Raw genomic sequence first — 16,899 nt, forward strand, 5'->3', positions numbered from 1 at the left:
CGGCCTCGGCTCGCCAGCCGACGACGCATCAGGCGTTGCGCCGCAGAATTTGGCATAGCACCCCATGGCTGTGAAGCGGGCGCACCTCGAAATTTAGGTGCGCCCTAAACGGCGGTTCGATCATGTCAGTCGAAGTGCCGCGTCGGCCAACCGATGTCCTTGCGCACTTCCGGCGGCAGACGGGAAATCTCCACCTCTGTCAGGTGCCGCATCCACGCCTTTCGCGCTCGCTCTCGCTTGTCGGCCCACCGGCGTCCGATGTCGGCAAAGATGGATGAAATCCAGGCGGAGACGCCGCCAAGGGCGTCGTTTTGATGATGATAGGCCATTTTTGGGTTCCTTTCGGGTTCAATATTCGAAAGGTCGCGACCCTTGATGTTGACTATGATCGTGGCTTGGAGTTCAATCAATCGAAATGAAGTGATCTCTATGTGAAGAGAAATTGATCATGAACGCTCCGCTGAATCATCCACTGCCAACTCTTGAGCTCGATGTTCTGCGTACCTTCGTTGCAATTGCGGAGACAAAGAGCTTCTCGGCGGCGGCCAATGCCGTCTTCCGGACCCCGTCAGCGGTTTCCATGCAGATCAAGAAGCTGGAAGAGACGCTGAAGCGGCCGGTGTTCATCCGCGATGCGCGCAACGTCACGCTGACCGGCGATGGCGAAATCCTGCTCAGCTATGCGCGGCAGTTGCTGGCGATCAACCGTGAGGCGGTGTCCAAGTTCATCACGCCGGATATTTCAGGTGTCGTGCGTTTGGGCTCGCCGGACGATTACGGCGAGCGGGTCTTGCCCCATGTGCTGAAGCGTTTTGCCGAAACCCATCCGGCAATCGCCGTCGATGTCGTGATCGACCAGAGCGGCAATCTGCAGAAGCGGCTCGACGAGGGGACGCTCGACCTGACGCTGATGACCTGTTCGAGCGTGCAGACGCCTGCGGGCTCTGAGGTGCTGCTTACCGAAAACATCGTGTGGGTCGGCGCACGTGGCGGTTCGGCCCATCTGCGCGAACCGCTGCCAGTGTCGATGTGGGAAGAGGGGTGCGCCTGGCGCCTGCGCGCGCTCGACGCGCTGAGTCGCGAGGGCCGCAAGTACCGGATCGCCTATATGAGCGCGCACACTGCCGGCCAACGCTCCGCGATTCTCGCCGATCTGGCGATCGCGCCGCTGCCCAAATCCTTCGTTGCCGACGATCTGGTCTGTCTGAGTGCCAAGGACGGGCTGCCGGAGCTCGGCACCTACAACATCATCATGGTCGTCGCGCCAAACGCATCCGCCCCGGTTCTCGCCGCAGCCGACCATCTGCGGGCAACGCTGGCGACGCTGAACGAGAAGCTGTGAAACGCGTCACCCGCGTGGGCGGCGTCCTCCGGCACGACCTCCGCGGCGGCGGCTTGCGCCGTCGTCGCCATCCGCATCACCCAGCGTCTTGCGCGGTGGCATCGTCACGGCTGCGCTGAGTTTCGGGAAGCGGTCGACCTTGTTCGGCAGGGCCATGGCGGCGACGAAATGGTCCTGGAACTTGGGCTCGAGCGCGGTCTCGATCTTCTCGATCTCCGTCACTGTCCGCTCGATCTCGCGGCGATGGTCGCGGTTGAGCAGGGCCATGCGAGCACCGGTACCGGCAGCGTTGCCAACGGCCTTGACCTTGTCCAGATCGCAATCCGGCACAAGGCCGAGCACCATCGCGTATTTCGGATCGATGAACGAGCCGAACGCGCCGGCAAGCCCGATGCGATCGACCTCGGTGATGGCGAGCTTGTCCATCAAGAGCTTCACGCCCGCATAGAGTGCAGCCTTGGCTAGCTGGATCGCGCGCACGTCGGTCTGGGTGATCATAAGCCGCGGTTCGGCCTCCTGGATCACGTAGGAGAAGGTCCGGCCGTTCTCGACGATGCGCGGGCTCTTCTCGGCGAGCGCGCCGTCGATGACGCCGTCTTCGGAGATGATGCCCGCGAGATACATCTCGGCGATGACTTCGATGATGCCGGAGCCGCAGACGCCGGTGATCTTGTGGCTTCCTGCACCCTCCGTGAAGGACGGTTCGTTGGACCATGCGTCAATGCCGATGACACGGAAGCGCGGTTCCAGAGTTTCCGGATCGATTCGCACGCGCTCGATCGCGCCGGGCGCCGCACGCTGGCCGCAGGAGATTTCAGCGCCTTCGAAGGCTGGGCCGGTGGGTGAGGACGCTGCAACGACGCGAGCCGAAGAACCGAGCACGATTTCTGCATTGGTGCCGATGTCGACGAGGAGCATGGTCTCGTCCTGGCGATGGGGGCCTTCGGTCAGCGTGGCGGCTGCCGCGTCGGCGCCGACATGGCCGGCGATGCAGGGCAGCACGTAGACCCGCGTGCCGACATTCATCGGCAGGTCGACCTCGGAGGCCTTCATCGAGATGGCGCCCGAAACGGCGAGCGCAAACGGCGCCCCGCCGAGTTCGGTCGGGTCGATGCCGAGAAAGAGGTGGTGCATGATCGGATTGCCGACGAAGACCGAATCGAGGATGTCGGATCGCTCGATGCCGCCATCCGCGCAGACCTTGTCGATGAGTTCGTTGAGCGCCTGGCGCACGGCCGACGTCATCGCTTCCCGGCCTTCGGGGTTCATCATGACGTAGGAGACGCGGCTCATCAGGTCTTCGCCGAAGCGGATCTGCGGGTTGGAAGCGCCTGCCGACGCCACCGTGCGGCCCGAAAGCAGCGAGGAGAGATGCATCGCAATCGTCGTCGAGCCGATGTCGCAGGCGATGCCGTAGGCTTCGTTCTTGAGGCCCGGATAGATGGCGATGATGCGCGGTCGATCGGTGGGCTGGTCACGGTGGATCGCAGCCGTGACGGTCCAGTTGCCTTCACGCAGGGTCTTCTGGACGGTTGCAAGCAGATGGGTATCGACGTCAGGATCCTTGATCCCCCAGTCGCGCTCCAGTGCGACCTTCAACCTGTCGAGGTCGCCGAGCGGCTTGTGCATATCCGGCTCTTCGACCTCGACATAGCACATGTGGATCGCCGGATTGCGCTCGATGACGCGACCGTCTGAATCCTTGCGCACGACCTGGGCGTTGATCGCCACGTCCTGCGGAACGTCGACCACCAGATCGCCCTGAATCGTCGCCGAACAGGAAAGGCGGCGGCCTTCCTTCAGGTCACGCTTTTCGGCGTAGCGCTCTTCCTTCGGCGAGAAGGCCGAGATGTGATCGACGGACGAAGTGATGCCGTGCTTGGCAAACCGGCCTTCCTGCACCTCCACCTGGCAACGGCCGCAAATGCCGCGACCGCCGCACACGCTTTCGACATAGACCCCGAGCTCACGCGCGGCCTCCAGCACCGGCGTGCCGGGCGCAAAACGCCCGCGACGGCCGGAGGGCATGAAGAGAACGAGGTGGTCGGGCTTTGCGTGTGCGTTCACGATTTCCTGCTCAGTCTCCGCGCGTTCGAGGTGACGCGCTTGGCGTAGGGTCGAAGCGATGCGGCAAACACCAGCTGCGGGTCGAACTGGCGCGGCGTCATGCCCGAAAGGGGTGCCATCGCGGCATCCGTCATCTGCTTGGCGATCGACAGGTTCATCGCCGCGATGCTTTCAAAGCCGGCGAGCACCTTTTCGTTGACCATCATGGAGTTTTCGCGGTCGCCCTTGGCCGTGGGCGACAGCACGTTCAGCCACATGCCCGTCATGCGCGACGCGATGACGAACGGTGCGGTGAACGCAAGCGTGGCGAGATCGGCATGGGCACCGACCGGAACTGCGGGTGTCTTGCGCGAGCGAGAACGCGTCATCGGGGAGGGATCCTGTTTTCTTGGCACATCGACAATGGCCGAAAGCGGTTAAAGCTCCTCCCAGAGCAAAAGAAGAGTATCAGCTTCCCATGCGGGCTGCACGGCCACCACGGCGCCGGCCGCCCGACGAAGCCGCGGCTGTGTTGCCCGCCGAAGCCGCGTCGGCAGCGGCCGACGGCGTGTGATCGCGATATTTCATGATCCAGTTGTAGCAATTGGCATCGGTGGAATTCAAAACATTGGCGGCGCGCACCATTTCCATCTCCTGCGGACGGCAGGGGTTCATGATGGCCGAGGTCATGCCGGACGCGATGACCATGGGAATGAAGGCGGCGTTGATGCCGTGACGGTGCGGCAGGCCGAAGGACACGTTGGACAGGCCGCAGGTCGTGTTGACGCCAAGCTCTTCGCGCAGCCGCCGAACAAGCTTGAAGACCTGCAGACCCGCCGTGCCCATGGCGCCGATCGGCATGACAAGCGGATCGACGACGATGTCGTGCGCCTTGATGCCGTAATCGGCCGCGCGCTCGACAATTTTCTTGGCGACGGCGAAACGCACGTCCGGATCTTCCGAGATGCCTGTTTCGTCGTTGGAAATGGCGACGACCGGGACGTCGTATTTCTTGATCAGCGGCAGGATCGCTTCCAGCTTCTCGTCTTCGCCCGTCACGGAATTGACCAGGGGACGGCCCTTGGCGACCTTGAGGCCGGCCTCGATGGCGGCGGTGACGGAACTGTCGATCGACAGCGGCACGTCGACCAGATCCTGCACGATCTGCAGCGTCTGGACGAGCAGGTCCGGCTCCGTCGCGTTCGGATCGACTGCCGTGACGCCGGCATTCACGTCGAGCATCGTGGCGCCCGCGGCGACCTGTTCCAGCGCGTCCTTGATGACGGTCTCGAAATTGCCCGCAACCATCTCGGTCGCGAGCTTCTTGCGGCCGGTCGGGTTGATGCGTTCGCCGATCACGCAGAAGGGCTGGTCGAAGCCCATGACGATCTCACGGGTTGCCGATGCGATGATGGTGCGCGACATGGAAGCTCCTCGGTCGGGCCTGCGCCGTCTGATTAGCGAAAGATCGGAATCAACGTTCCGCTGTCAGAGGCATAGAAGGATATAAAGATGTCTTTATATCCCAAGAGCCGCGTTGTTCAAGCCACTCTGCCGACTTTTTCAGGCCGCCGAAGGGAAAGACGTGAATCTGCTTGATCGCCGAGTGCGGCGTGGCCGCAACATGCCGCTCGATCGGCCCCACGACCGTTTCCGGTGAGTGGCTGGTGGCGAGTGCCGTCAGCGCCAGCGCATTCTTCTTGAGGAACGTCACCGAATTGCCGATGCCGCAAAGGGCGGCGTATTTGATCAGCGTCGTGATCTTGGCGGGTCCGGCGACACCGAGATGCACGGGAAGGTCGATGCCTTCCGTTCGCAGGCCTTCGCTCCAGTCGATGAAGCGTTCCGCATCGAAGCCGAACTGGGTCACGATGCGCATGCGCGCGCCGGTCCGCTCAGCGAAGGATTTCTTCAGGCGCAGCGCGTGCAGAGCCACTTCCTCGTTGAATTCGGGACTGCCCTCGGGGTGGCCTGCAACGCCGAGATCGGTGAAGCCGAAGCGATCGAAGAGACCGGTCTCAAGAACTTCCATGGTCGAGGAGAACTCCCCGGCCTGACGTTCCAGTCCACCGCCGATGATGAGCGCATCCCTGACGCCAGCATCACCCGCGAGGCGCTCCACACGATCGGTCAGGGCCGCGCGGGTGGTGAGGCGCCGGCAGGCAAAATGCGGGACGGGTTCATAGCCGAGGCCGCGAATACGGGTTGCGGCGGCGACCATTTCACCGGTCGCGGTGCCGATGTCGGTGATGTAGACGCGGGTGCCTTGCGGAAAGAGGCCGGGCAGATCGTCGGATTCGATGGCCTGCTTCGGTGCCACTTCGATCGAGGCGGCGATATGGGTGCTTTGATGCTGCTTCAATCCGATGACCGCGTTCATGCTGCTTTCCCTATTCCAGCGGCTGCGGTCGATCGGCTCTTCAAGAAGCCGTATCGCTTTCCGATCCGCCCGATTTGACGAGAGCGACCAGCCGCTCTCGTGTGTACAGTTCTTCCAGCTCGGCCGCGGCCTTGTCCGCCTCGGCTTCGAGATCGTCGGAGACGGCTTGCGGGTCGCCCTTGCGCCAATCGGCAAGGTAATCGTCCGTGCCATGGGCGCCCGAGCGCATCGCACACATGTCGATGGCCTCGGTAAATCGCAGCGAAAGTTCGCGTTTTGCGGCCGTGCGGCCCTTTTTCACGATGACTTGCGCCGGGATGTCGCGCCAGTAGACGACGATGCGGTCGGCCATGCGTATGCTCCTTGAAATTGACTGTGATTGGGAATCGGGTGTGCCGCTGGCTGCCCCGCGACGTCGCAATGGATCAAATGCGACGTGACGCAAATTGTGGCGGTGCGCCGGCCGCCAGCACGGCATCGGCAAGCTCGCCATAGCCCGTCAGACGCCGCTCATAGGAAAGTCCAAGCCGGTCGGCAGCCTCCCGGGCTTTCCCATCGAGCTCGGCGTCGTCGGTCTGGGCGAGATAGACGATCTTCTCGTAATGACCGAAATAGACGTCGCGCAACTCCGGGTGGCAATCGAGCCCCAACGGCTCGATGACAAACGCCTTGAATTGCCGAGCCAGAAAATCCGTCAGGAAAAACGAGGTCATATCCTCGTCGCCGCGGGCTTCGAACACTGCATTACCAACGAAGAATGCATAGCAATGGGGGCCTGCGATCCGCGCCACGCCTTCTTCCGCGAGCACCTTGTCCAATGCGCCACCCGTGCCGCAATCGGCATAGGCCACGAAGATGCGTGTAAAGCCGGCCTTCCGAGCCTTGTTGATGGCATCTTTGACGCCCGGCGCGATCTTTTCCGGATGATTGTGCCAGATGGCCGGAAGGCAATGGACATCGAGATGCGTCAGCCCCGATTGCTCGCGGATAACCATAATCTCACGAGCGAGCGCCCCGCACGCAATCAAATGAACCTTTTCGACTTTCATGCGTTTCTGCGTCATTGCTTAACCGACGCGCATCCCTGCCGGGGGCGCCCATTGAGAGTAGGGACAGAAAATGACTTCCAAAACACTCGGCCGCGCAGCCATCCTTCTCGTAGCGATCTTCTCGCTCAGCGCATGTGGCAACACGATTCGCGGCGCCGGTGCAGACATGGCCAACACGGTTGACGCCACGCAGTCTGCTGCTGCCAACGTCGACGCCGCTGCAACCTACTAAGATGACGCGCCGGATCGCTCCGGCCTCGCTTGCCAAGGGCCGCTCCACCGTGCGGCCCTTTTTTATTGAGCGTCTCTCAGTCTGACCGGCGGTATCAGGCCGACTGAGCCTGGTTGTGGCGGCGCTTCATGTATTCCTTGGCAGTTTCGACAGCCACTGCCGCATCCCGGCAATAAGCGTCAGCGCCGACAGCCTTGCCGAACTCCTCGTTCAGCGGCGCGCCGCCGACGAGAACGACGAAGTCGTCGCGAATGCCCTTCTCCTTCATCGTGTCGATCACGACCTTCATGTAGGGCATCGTGGTCGTCAAAAGCGCCGACATCCCGACGATATCCGGCTGGTGCTCTTCGATCGCCGCGAGATAGTTTTCGACCGGATTGTTGATGCCGAGGTCGATCACGTCGAAGCCCGCACCTTCCATCATCATGCCGACGAGGTTCTTGCCGATGTCGTGGATGTCGCCCTTGACGGTGCCGATGACCATCTTGCCAAGTTTCGGCGCGCCCGTCTCGACGAGCAAGGGGCGGAGAATGAACATGCCCGCCTTCATGGCGTTCGCCGACAACAGCACTTCCGGAACGAACAGGATGCCGTCGCGGAAGTCTTCGCCGACGATTCGCATGCCTTCGACCAGCGCTTCCGTCAGAACCTCGTAAGGCTGCCAGCCGCGATCGAGCAGGATGCGGGTCGCTTCTTCGATTTCTTCCTTGAGGCCGTCATAAAGATCGTCGTGCATCTGAAGCACGAGTTCGTCGTCGGCCAGTTCGGAAAGGATGATATCATCTTCGGACATTGCTACAGCCTTGGCCCTTCACCTCGTGAATGCGCGTTGGACGCGCATGGATTGATCGGTACAGATATCGCCGGAAAAGGTCAAAATCCGGTTCCTCAAGAGCGACATGGCGCCGTGCGAAATGCGACGGGGTGTGCCGTTCCCGAATGTCTTCAAAACGCCATTGCTTGGCGCAGTCTGCACATGCAGCACCTGGCCAAGTGGATAGCATCGCGCCAACCGCAGGGCGGACAGTCCGTCATAGCGATACGATAGAGCAAGGGTCTTCCGGTCATGGACCAGTCGAGCGAAGCGCCTCTGGGCGACATGGGCAGCACGGGCGCGGAGGATGCCGCGGCTCCTTCCCGGCGCGGGCGCGGCGAGGGACGAGGTGCTGCGGCCCGACGCGCTATGCGCTCCGGCGGCGGCCCGGGTGCCTCCAGCCCATACATCCAGCGGCGCATCCGCGAATACGAGGTGCTCGACGAGGAAGGGCTCGCGCTCATCGAATCGAACGCCGATATCGTGCTCGAGGAAGTCGGCATCGAGTTTCGCGACGACGCGGAAGCGCTCGCGCTCTGGAAGGATGCCGGATGCGAAATCCGCGGCGAGCGGGTGCATTTTCCCAAGGGCCTGTGCCGTGAACTGCTGAAGACGGCGCCCTCCACCTTCACGCAGCATGCCCGCAACGGCGCGCGCTCGGTCCAGATCGGCGGCAAGGCCACCGTTTTCGCACCGGTCTACGGCCCGCCCTTCGTGCGGGATCTCGAAGGTGTCCGTCGCTATGCGACGATCGAGGATTTCCGCAACTTCGTGAAGCTGACCTATATGGCGCCGGCGCTGCACCATTCGGGCGGAACGGTATGCGAACCGGTCGATATTCCGGTCAACAAGCGCCATCTGGACATGGTCTACAGCCATATCCGCTATTCCGACAAACCCTTCATGGGATCGGTCACGGCGCCCGAACGGGCGGAAGACACGGTCGAGATGTGCAAGATCCTGTTCGGCGCGGATTTCGTCGATCAGAACTGCGTCGTCATCAATCTGATCAACGCCAACTCGCCGATGGTCTTCGACGAGACGATGCTCGGTGCCGCTAAGGTCTACGCGCGCAACAACCAGGCGACGGTCATCTCGCCGTTCATCCTGGCCGGCGCCATGAGCCCCGTGACCGTTGCCGGCACGCTGACGCAGGTTCTGGCCGAAGTTCTCGCCGGTGCCGCTTTCACGCAAATGATCAGGCCGGGCGCGCCCGTCGTGTTCGGAACGTTCGCCGCGTCCATCTCGATGCAGTCCGGTGCGCCCACATTCGGAACGCCGGAACCGTCGCTCGTCTCCTACGGTGCGGCCCAACTGGCGCGCAGGCTCAATCTGCCGTTCCGCACCGGCGGTTCGCTCTGCGGTTCCAAGGTCGCCGATGCGCAGGCTGCGCATGAAAGCGCGAATACCTTGAACACGACGCTTCTGGCCGGCACCAATTTCGTGCTCCACGCCGCCGGATGGCTCGAGGGCGGGCTCGTCTCGTCCTACGAGAAGTTCATGATCGACATCGACCAGCTCGGCATGATGCAGCGCATGGCGGAAGGTGTCGATCTGACAGAGAGCGGCCAGGCGATGGATGCCATTCGCGAGGTGGGCCCAGGCAGCCACTATCTCGGCTGCGCACATACCCAAGCCAATTTCCAGACCGCGTTCTATCGATCGAACCTGGCCGACAACAATTCCTACGAGCAATGGCTGGCGGAAGGCGAAAAGCGCATCGAAACGCGCGCCAATGCGCTCTGCCGGTCGTGGCTCCAGAACTATCAGGCGCCCGAGCTCGACGCCGGCATCGACGAGGCGCTGCTCGCCTTCGTCCGCCAGCGCAAGGAATCGATGCCCGATGCCTTCACCTGAAAGGCTCCCGTTGCCAGGGAGCAAGGTGGTCGCGAAACCGTCAGTCATCTGATCCACAAAGCCGTCTGGCGATCCTTGATGCAGGGGTGAACTCAGCGGGAAACGCAGCATCGGGGCCTCGTCCTTCGACAGGCTCAGGATGAGGAGGGAATGCATCCAGGCTTCGCGCGTTCACCGTTTGTGTTCGATCACTCCCTCAGCCCTCATGGTGAGCCCGTCGAACCACGAGGGCGTGGCAGGATCTATGGCCTTCGCCACTTAGCCCTTGCGGCGGCCGCCGCGGCGTTCGCGCTGGGGCGTGTCTTCGCCGGTGCCTGCTGTCTTGTTGCGGAACGGGCCGACCTTTTCCACGATCGCTTCCAGGCTCGGCTTCTCGCCCTTCTTATGGGTGTCGATCGCCTCGCGCATCGCCTTCAGGTGATCACAGGCCGTGCCGCAGCAGCCGCCGATGATTGTGGCGCCGGCGTCGACGGCCAGTCTGGCGTATTCGGCCATCAGAGGCGGCGTGCCCGAGTAATAGATTTCCGAGCCGCGGAATTCCGGGATGCCGCAATTGCCTTTGACGATGATCGCGGCGCCGGGCTTGGCGGCTGTCATGTCGAGCAGGGACGACAGGATATCGGATGCGCCGACGCCGCAATTGGCTCCGACGGCAACGGGCTTTTCGCTGACATCGCCTTCGAGGCCGTGGATGTCCTTGGGGTGGATGCCCATCATCGTCTTGCCGGCCGTGTCGAAGGAGGCCGTGTAGGTGTAGGGCATGCCGACCTTGTTGGCAGCCTCGCAGGCAGCCTTGATCTCGTCGCCCGACGACATGGTCTCGATCCACGCGACATCGGCGCCGCCAGCTTTCAGGCCTTCCATCTGCTCGACGAAGGCTTCGACGGCCGCCTCATAGGACAGCGCGCCGAGCGGAATCAGAAGTTCGCCTGTCGGGCCCACCGAACCGGCAACGATCACCTTGCGCGGAGCCGCATCGGCGATTTCGCGCGCGATTTCGGCGGCACGCTTGTTCAGGTCGAACACCCGGTCCTGGGCGTGGTGCAGCTTGAGACGGTGGCGGGTGCCGCCGAAAGAATTGGTAAGAATGATATCAGAGCCGGCATCGACGAAGTCGCGGTGCAGCTTCCGGATCTTCTCCGGCTGGTCCTCGTTCCACAGCTCAGGCGCGTCTCCTGCTTCCAGGCCCATGGCGAAGAGATTGGTGCCGGTTGCGCCGTCGGCGAGCAGAACGCCTTTTTCAGCGATGAGATCGGCGAGCGGGTTGGCAACGGGCATGGAGACATCCTGACGATTTGCGAAAGACATGTAACGATATAAAGATGTCTTTATGTCATTGCAATCGTCAATCTCGGCGCGATGCTAATCGGCCTTTGAGAGCGACGCGTCGATCCTGGCTTTCGCTTCCGGGCTGACCCAATCCGCCCAGATCGCCTCATTCTCGCGCAAAAAGGCCGTTGCGGTTGCCTCGCCGTCGAGATCGTTGTCGGCCATGTAGGCGAGCACGTTGCTCAAGACCTCGTTGCCGAGCGAGCGCGTGCGCAAGTAGTTGAGAGCGCCATTGCCGCGCCGCATGAACTGGTCGGTGACGACCGTGTAGACCTCCGAGCGCGGCCAGGATGTGATGCGCGGTGCCGGGCATTCCGGATCGGTCGTACAGCCATGCCATTCGGCATCGTTGTAGGGCGCATCGAAATTCAGCTTCACCATATCATAGCGCCCGAGTGCCGCCGTGGGCGCCCAGTAATATCCGAGCCAGCCGCGCTGTTCGGCGAAGGCTTCGGCGATCGACGCTTCCAACGCATCGCCATTGTCCGACGGCAGCAGTTCGAAGCCCTTGTCGGAAGCCTGATAGGCCTGAAACAGATTGGCCGTCGTGACTTCGCAGCTCCAGCCTTCCGGGCAGGTGTGGACTGCACCCATGCCGTCATTGTCGGGCGAGGGGAAGAGATCGGGGCGCTTTAGCGCGTCGGCGACTGTCTTGATGTCGGGATGGGCCTCGGCGACATAGGCAGGGATCCACCAGCCTTCGACGCCGCCATCGGCAAATGCCGGCGCCATATAGTGCAGGTCGCGCGATGCTACGGCTTCATCCAGCATATCGCGGGCCGAATTGATCCACGTTTCCGGGGAGATATCGGGCGAGCCGTCCTCGACCATGCTGGTCAGCGTCGACAGTGTGTCGCCCTTGATCAGGCTGATGTCGCAGCCATAGCCTTCACCGAGAATGATCGCATCGAGATGGGCAAAGAAAGCGGCAGAGGGCCAGTTGAGCTCGGCGATCGACACCTCGCCGCAGACGGCGCTCGGCGGCGCCTCACCGGTCGGTTCCCCGTTCTCCTGTGCGTGCACGGAAAGCGTGGGGCCGAGAAGTGCCGTCAGGGCCAGGGACAGTCGCAGATGTCTCATTGGATCATTTTCTACCTGGCTTCCGATCGCCTCCATCGACGTCGCTAGAGGGCATCCTTGCTCATCACTGTAACGTACTTTGGCACGGCTCTGTGCCTTTTTCGCGACATTGCTGTTGCGTGGAGCGGCCCGACGCATGACAAGTGCCATTGGAGTTGGCGAGGAGTTCGAACTGTCGATGGCTGTTGGTAAAAGGCGCGCGGATGCGCCGAAGGGCAGGGCGCTGGATGAAGCGGCACTGCTCGATGTGGAAAATTTGCTGGCCGGGCAGACGCTGGTCCGCGATCGGCTGATCGAATATCTGCATGTCATCCAGGATGCCCATGGCTGCCTGCCAGCACCCCACCTCCAGGCGCTCGCGGAGTTGATGCGTCTTTCGCAGGCGGAAGTCTACGAAGTCGCCTCCTTCTACGACCATTTCGATGTGGTGCGCGAAGGTGAGCCGCGACCGGCGCCGCTGACGATTCGCATCTGCGACAGTCTTTCCTGCATGATGGCCGGCGCGGAAGCGCTGCTTGCGGCGACGCGACAGGCGGTCGACGGCCGTTTTGTGCGGGTCGTGCGCGCTCCCTGCATGGGGCGCTGCGCGACGGCGCCCGCCGCTCGCATCGGCGATCGAGAGGTGGATCACGCCACTGCAGACGGCCTCAAGGCCATGGCGGACGAGGGCGCGATCGATGCGCTTCAGCCGGGTTATATCGGCCTCCACGCCTATCGCGAATTCGGCGGCTATGCGCTCTTGGAGCGGGTGCGTTCCCGCGAACTGAGCGTCGAAGCCGTGGTGAAGGAACTGTCCGATGCCAAGTTGCGGGGCCTCGGCGGTGCGGGCTTCGAGGCGGCCAGGAAATGGTCGATCGTGAAAGGCTATCCCGGCCCGCGTCTGATGACGATCAATGGAGACGAGGGCGAGCCCGGCACCTTCAAGGACCGACTCTATCTGGAAAGCGATCCGCATCGCACTTTCGAGGGCGCACTGATCGCTGCGCATGTCGTCGAGGCGGAGCGCATCTATCTTTACATGCGCGATGAATATCCGGCGGTTCTTGCCATCCTGCGCCGCGAGATCGCCGCGCTCGAGGAGGCGGGGATCATCGAGCCCGGTTTCATCGAACTGAGGCGTGGCGCTGGCGCCTATATCTGCGGCGAAGAAAGCGCGATGATCGAATCGATCGAGGGCAAGCGCGGCATGCCGCGGCACCGGCCGCCCTATATCGCCGAAAAGGGCCTGTTTGGTCGCCCGACGCTCAACCACAATATCGAGACGCTCTGGTGGGTGCGCGACATCGTGGAGAAGGGTGGCGCCTGGTTTGCCGCGCAGGGCAAGCCGGATCATCCGGGTTTGCGCTCCTGGTCCGTCTCGGGCCGGGTCAGGCATCCCGGCGTCAAGCTCGCACCGGCGGGCATCACCGTGCGTGAACTGATCGACGAGCATTGCGGCGGCATTGCCGATGGCCACCGCTTCAAGGCTTACCTCCCGGGTGGCGCCTCCGGCGGCATCCTGCCTGCCTCGATGGACGACGTGCCCCTGGATTTCGGTGGCGCACTCGCCAAGCTCGGCGGTTTCGTCGGCAGCCATGCGGTCGTCATCCTGTCTGACCAGGACGACATCAAGGCGGCCACCATCAACCTCCTCGAGTTCTTCAAGCACGAGAGCTGCGGCCAGTGCACGCCATGCCGGTCCGGCACGGAGAAGATGGTGGAGCTTCTTAAGCGTCCCGGCCATCTGGATGAAGAGACGCTGCGCGACCTCGAATCCGTGATGCGTGATGCCTCCATCTGCGGGTTGGGGCAGGCCGCGCCAAACCCGGTGAACCATCTTCTGACGCATTTCAGGAGTGAACTGTGAGCCAGCGGATGGATCCGTCCGTGTGTCCGGCGCTTGGCGTCCCACCCAAAAAACCCGAGTCCGCTCAATGACGAAGCTCATTCCCTTCACGCTCGACGGCAAGGCGGTTGAGGCCGCCGAGGGCGAGACGATCTGGCAGGTGGCAAAGCGCGAAGGCACGCGCATCCCCCATCTCTGCCATCTGGACAAGGTCGGCTACCGGCCGGACGGCAATTGCCGGGCCTGCATGGTGGAGATCGATGGCGAGCGCACGCTTGCCGCCTCCTGCATCCGGAAGCCGACCGAAGCCATGGAGGTGAAGACCCAGACGGAGAGGGCCGACAAAGCCAGGCGCATGGTTTTCGAAATGCTCGCCGCCGACATGCCTGCACAAGATGCCGGCCCGGACGACCAGTCGTCCTTCTGGCAGTGGGCGGGATCGATGGGCATCTCCGGCTCTGATCGCCTGCGCTCGAAATTCGACCACCAAACGACCGAACTGCTGCACGACGTGTCGAATCCGGCCATCGCGGTCAATCTCGACGCCTGCATTGCCTGCAACGCCTGCGTACGCGCCTGTCGCGAGGTGCAGGTGAACGACGTGATCGGCATGGCCGAACGCGGCAGCCACATGGTTCCTGTCTTCGACATCCACGACCCGATGGGACTTTCCACCTGCGTCACATGCGGCGAATGCGTCGAAGCGTGTCCGACGGGTGCGCTTTATGAAAAATCCCTGATGGACGCCGATGCCCGCACGCGGACCGTCGAGCAGTTCGACAATGTTGTGGATTCGGTCTGCCCGTTCTGCGGCGTCGGCTGCCAGACGACGGTGCGCGTCAAGGACGACGTGATCGTTCAGGTCGATGGCCGCGACGGGCCGGCGAACGAAAACCGGCTTTGCGTCAAAGGCCGCTTCGGCTTCGATTATGTGCGCTCGCCGGACCGGCTGACGAAGCCGCTGATCCGCCGGGACGATGCGCCGAAGCGTGGCGACATCAATCTGAAGGGCGCCGACCCGCTGACTGTCTTCCGCGAAGCGACGTGGGAAGAGGCGCTGGAGCGCGCTTCTAGCGGGCTTACGAAGATCCGCGACGAGCGCGGCGGCCAGGCTATCGCCGGCTTCGGCTCGGCGAAGGGCTCGAATGAGGACGCCTATCTCTTCCAGAAGTTCATCCGGCAGGGCTTCGGCACCAACAATGTCGATCACTGCACGCGGCTTTGCCACGCGTCCTCGGTTGCCGCGCTCATGGAAGGCGTCGGCTCAGGTGCGGTCTCGGCGCCGTTCAACGATGCGCTGAAGGCGGATTGCATCATCGTCATCGGCGCGCGCCCGACCACGAACCACCCCGTTGCGGCGACCTATTTCAAGCAGGCCGCCAAACAGGGTCGCAAGCTCGTCGTCATCGATCCGCGCAAGCAGGACCTGATGCGTCATGCGAGCCATTCGCTGGTCTTCAAGCCCGGCACAGACGTCGCGCTTCTCAACGCGATGCTCAATGTCATCATCACCGAGCGGCTCTACGACGAGCAATACATCCAAGCCAATGTCAGCGGCTTCGAAGCGCTGAAGGAGAAGGTGAAGGACTTCACGCCCGAAGCAATGGAGCCCGTCTGCGCGGTGCCGGCGACGACAATTCGCGACGTGGCTCGGCTTTATGCCAAGTCGGAACGCTCGATCATCTTCTGGGGCATGGGCATCTCGCAGCACACGCACGGCACCGACAACTCGCGCTGCCTGATCGCGATGGCGCTGATCACCGGCCAGATCGGCCGTCCCGGCACGGGGCTGCATCCGCTGCGCGGCCAGAACAATGTGCAGGGCGCCTCCGACGCCGGCCTCATTCCGATGGTCTATCCGGATTACCGTTCGGTGGAAGATGCCGATATCCGGGCCGAATTCGAAGATCTCTACGGCCGGCCGCTCGATGCCAAGCGCGGCTTGACCGTCGTGGAGATCATGGACGCGATCCATGATGGCGAGATCAGCGGCATGTATGTGATGGGTGAAAACCCGGCCATGTCGGACCCGGATCAGATCCATGCCCGCGCAGCACTCGCCAAGCTTGATCATCTGGTCGTGCAGGACATCTTCCTCACCGAAACCGCCTGGCACGCCGATGTCGTGCTGCCGGCTTCCGCGCATGCCGAGAAGCTCGGCACCTATACCAACACGAACCGGCAGGTTCAACTTGGCCGGCCGGCCATTTCTTTGCCGGGCGACGCGCGACAGGATTGGGAGATCATCCAGGATCTCGCCAGAGCGTGTGGTCTCGACTGGCATTACGGCCATGTCTCGGAGGTTTACACCGAGATGGCTTCCGTCATGCCGTCGCTGAAGAACATCAGCTGGGAGCGCGTCGAGCGCGAAGGCTCCGTGACCTATCCGGCCGATGGTCCGGACATACCAGGCAACGAGATCATCTTCAGCAGCGGTTTTCCGACGAAGGATCACCGCGGCAAAATCGTGCCCGCCGATCTCCTGCCGCCGGACGAAGTTCCCGATGAAGATTATCCTCTCGTGCTGACCACCGGGCGTTTGCTGGAACACTGGCACACCGGCGCCATGACGCGGCGCGCCGGCGTGCTCGATGCGATAGAACCGGAGGGGATTGCATCGATGAACCCGCGCGAGATCGCGCGGCGCGGTATGCGACAGGGCATGATGGTGACGGTGGAGACGCGGCGCGGAACCGTCGAGGCGCTGTTGCGCGCCGACCGGGAAGTGGCGGACGGCATGATCTTCATGCCGTTCTGCTTCAACGAGAGCCCGGCGAACGTTTTGACAAATCCGCAGCTGGATCCGTTCGGCAAAATTCCGGAATTCAAATATTGCGCCGCGCGCATCGAGGCATCAGGAACAGAAGCGGGCTTCCGCCACGGGCATCAGGTCGATGCGCCGTTAACGAAAGAATTGCCCAATTCATAATCGCTTAATCTCTAAA

Annotated in this window: 15 protein-coding genes; 5 read left to right on the top strand and 10 right to left on the bottom strand. The window is 62.6% G+C overall.

What is annotated here, in order from left to right; genetic code table 11:
- Positions 1-125 precede the first annotated feature (125 nt).
- Entirely contained in the window at positions 126-329 is a 204-nt protein-coding gene (locus QQL76_RS05555) for a hypothetical protein (protein ID WP_404864335.1), read from the bottom strand.
- A gap of 119 nt (positions 330-448) precedes the next feature.
- Between QQL76_RS05555 and QQL76_RS05560 the strand changes: the two genes are divergently transcribed.
- Positions 449-1,342 carry a LysR family transcription regulator gene (locus QQL76_RS05560; protein ID WP_499206727.1) on the top strand — a complete coding sequence of 298 codons (894 nt, stop codon included), beginning with the start codon at positions 449-451 and terminating at the stop codon, positions 1,340-1,342.
- A 6-nt stretch (positions 1,343-1,348) separates the two neighbouring features.
- Here QQL76_RS05560 and QQL76_RS05565 read toward each other — a convergent pair whose 3' ends face one another.
- The 6 genes from QQL76_RS05565 to QQL76_RS05590 all read right to left on the bottom strand — a co-directional run bounded on the left by QQL76_RS05565 (position 1,349) and on the right by QQL76_RS05590 (position 6,817).
- On the bottom strand, positions 1,349-3,370 hold the full coding sequence (locus QQL76_RS05565) for an ASKHA domain-containing protein (RefSeq protein ID WP_499207122.1): 2,022 nt from the start codon (positions 3,368-3,370) through the stop codon (positions 1,349-1,351).
- Positions 3,371-3,405: 35 nt separating this feature from the next.
- Complete coding sequence (locus QQL76_RS05570; protein WP_404864337.1) at positions 3,406-3,777, bottom strand: hypothetical protein; 372 nt, start codon at positions 3,775-3,777, stop codon at positions 3,406-3,408.
- A gap of 79 nt (positions 3,778-3,856) precedes the next feature.
- Positions 3,857-4,813, bottom strand: a complete 957-nt coding sequence (locus tag QQL76_RS05575) for a methyltetrahydrofolate cobalamin methyltransferase (RefSeq protein ID WP_499206728.1) — start codon at positions 4,811-4,813, stop codon at positions 3,857-3,859.
- Between the two features lie 49 nt (positions 4,814-4,862).
- Positions 4,863-5,768, bottom strand: coding sequence for a methylenetetrahydrofolate reductase (locus QQL76_RS05580; RefSeq protein ID WP_499206729.1), 906 nt, complete (start codon positions 5,766-5,768; stop codon positions 4,863-4,865).
- A 40-nt stretch (positions 5,769-5,808) separates the two neighbouring features.
- Entirely contained in the window at positions 5,809-6,120 is a 312-nt protein-coding gene (locus tag QQL76_RS05585) for a virulence factor (protein WP_499206730.1), read from the bottom strand.
- A 73-nt stretch (positions 6,121-6,193) separates the two neighbouring features.
- On the bottom strand, positions 6,194-6,817 hold the full coding sequence (locus QQL76_RS05590; protein ID WP_499206731.1) for a DUF1638 domain-containing protein: 624 nt from the start codon (positions 6,815-6,817) through the stop codon (positions 6,194-6,196).
- Between the two features lie 70 nt (positions 6,818-6,887).
- Here QQL76_RS05590 and QQL76_RS05595 point away from each other — a divergent pair, with 70 nt between their 5' ends.
- Complete coding sequence (locus tag QQL76_RS05595) at positions 6,888-7,049, top strand: entericidin domain-containing protein (protein ID WP_126009703.1); 162 nt, start codon at positions 6,888-6,890, stop codon at positions 7,047-7,049.
- A 94-nt stretch (positions 7,050-7,143) separates the two neighbouring features.
- Here the strand turns inward: QQL76_RS05595 and QQL76_RS05600 are convergent, their stop codons facing one another.
- Positions 7,144-7,842, bottom strand: coding sequence for a corrinoid protein (locus tag QQL76_RS05600; protein WP_126009705.1), 699 nt, complete (start codon positions 7,840-7,842; stop codon positions 7,144-7,146).
- A 306-nt stretch (positions 7,843-8,148) separates the two neighbouring features.
- Here QQL76_RS05600 and QQL76_RS05605 point away from each other — a divergent pair, with 306 nt between their 5' ends.
- Positions 8,149-9,720, top strand: coding sequence for a trimethylamine methyltransferase family protein (locus QQL76_RS05605; protein ID WP_499207123.1), 1,572 nt, complete (start codon positions 8,149-8,151; stop codon positions 9,718-9,720).
- A 258-nt stretch (positions 9,721-9,978) separates the two neighbouring features.
- Here QQL76_RS05605 and bmt read toward each other — a convergent pair whose 3' ends face one another.
- Positions 9,979-10,998 (bottom strand): betaine--homocysteine S-methyltransferase, encoded by a 1,020-nt coding sequence (gene bmt, locus QQL76_RS05610; RefSeq protein ID WP_126009707.1) that lies wholly within the window; start codon positions 10,996-10,998, stop codon positions 9,979-9,981.
- 84 nt (positions 10,999-11,082) lie between these two features.
- The gene (locus QQL76_RS05615) at positions 11,083-12,129 is read right to left on the bottom strand and encodes a type 2 periplasmic-binding domain-containing protein (protein WP_499206732.1); all 1,047 of its coding nucleotides are present in this window, start codon (positions 12,127-12,129) and stop codon (positions 11,083-11,085) included.
- Positions 12,130-12,265: 136 nt separating this feature from the next.
- Between QQL76_RS05615 and QQL76_RS05620 the strand changes: the two genes are divergently transcribed.
- Positions 12,266-13,975 (top strand): NADH-ubiquinone oxidoreductase-F iron-sulfur binding region domain-containing protein, encoded by a 1,710-nt coding sequence (locus QQL76_RS05620; protein WP_499206733.1) that lies wholly within the window; start codon positions 12,266-12,268, stop codon positions 13,973-13,975.
- A 67-nt stretch (positions 13,976-14,042) separates the two neighbouring features.
- On the top strand, positions 14,043-16,883 hold the full coding sequence (fdhF, locus tag QQL76_RS05625) for a formate dehydrogenase subunit alpha (RefSeq protein WP_499206734.1): 2,841 nt from the start codon (positions 14,043-14,045) through the stop codon (positions 16,881-16,883).
- The last annotated feature ends 16 nt before the right edge of the window (positions 16,884-16,899 follow it).

Source organism: Rhizobium albus (genome assembly GCA_030160035.1).
GTDB lineage: Bacteria > Pseudomonadota > Alphaproteobacteria > Rhizobiales > Rhizobiaceae > Georhizobium > Georhizobium albus.

Coding starts and splice junctions, on each gene's coding strand:
- QQL76_RS05555 (WP_404864335.1), bottom strand. CDS start 329: ATGGCCTATCATCATCAAAACGACGCCCTTGGCGGCGTCTCCGCCTGG.
- QQL76_RS05560 (WP_499206727.1), top strand. CDS start 449: ATGAACGCTCCGCTGAATCATCCACTGCCAACTCTTGAGCTCGATGTT.
- QQL76_RS05565 (WP_499207122.1), bottom strand. CDS start 3,370: ATGCCCTCCGGCCGTCGCGGGCGTTTTGCGCCCGGCACGCCGGTGCTG.
- QQL76_RS05570 (WP_404864337.1), bottom strand. CDS start 3,777: ATGACGCGTTCTCGCTCGCGCAAGACACCCGCAGTTCCGGTCGGTGCC.
- QQL76_RS05575 (WP_499206728.1), bottom strand. CDS start 4,813: ATGTCGCGCACCATCATCGCATCGGCAACCCGTGAGATCGTCATGGGC.
- QQL76_RS05580 (WP_499206729.1), bottom strand. CDS start 5,768: ATGAACGCGGTCATCGGATTGAAGCAGCATCAAAGCACCCATATCGCC.
- QQL76_RS05585 (WP_499206730.1), bottom strand. CDS start 6,120: ATGGCCGACCGCATCGTCGTCTACTGGCGCGACATCCCGGCGCAAGTC.
- QQL76_RS05590 (WP_499206731.1), bottom strand. CDS start 6,817: ATGAAAGTCGAAAAGGTTCATTTGATTGCGTGCGGGGCGCTCGCTCGT.
- QQL76_RS05595 (WP_126009703.1), top strand. CDS start 6,888: ATGACTTCCAAAACACTCGGCCGCGCAGCCATCCTTCTCGTAGCGATC.
- QQL76_RS05600 (WP_126009705.1), bottom strand. CDS start 7,842: ATGTCCGAAGATGATATCATCCTTTCCGAACTGGCCGACGACGAACTC.
- QQL76_RS05605 (WP_499207123.1), top strand. CDS start 8,149: ATGGGCAGCACGGGCGCGGAGGATGCCGCGGCTCCTTCCCGGCGCGGG.
- bmt (WP_126009707.1), bottom strand. CDS start 10,998: ATGCCCGTTGCCAACCCGCTCGCCGATCTCATCGCTGAAAAAGGCGTT.
- QQL76_RS05615 (WP_499206732.1), bottom strand. CDS start 12,129: ATGAGACATCTGCGACTGTCCCTGGCCCTGACGGCACTTCTCGGCCCC.
- QQL76_RS05620 (WP_499206733.1), top strand. CDS start 12,266: ATGACAAGTGCCATTGGAGTTGGCGAGGAGTTCGAACTGTCGATGGCT.
- fdhF (WP_499206734.1), top strand. CDS start 14,043: ATGACGAAGCTCATTCCCTTCACGCTCGACGGCAAGGCGGTTGAGGCC.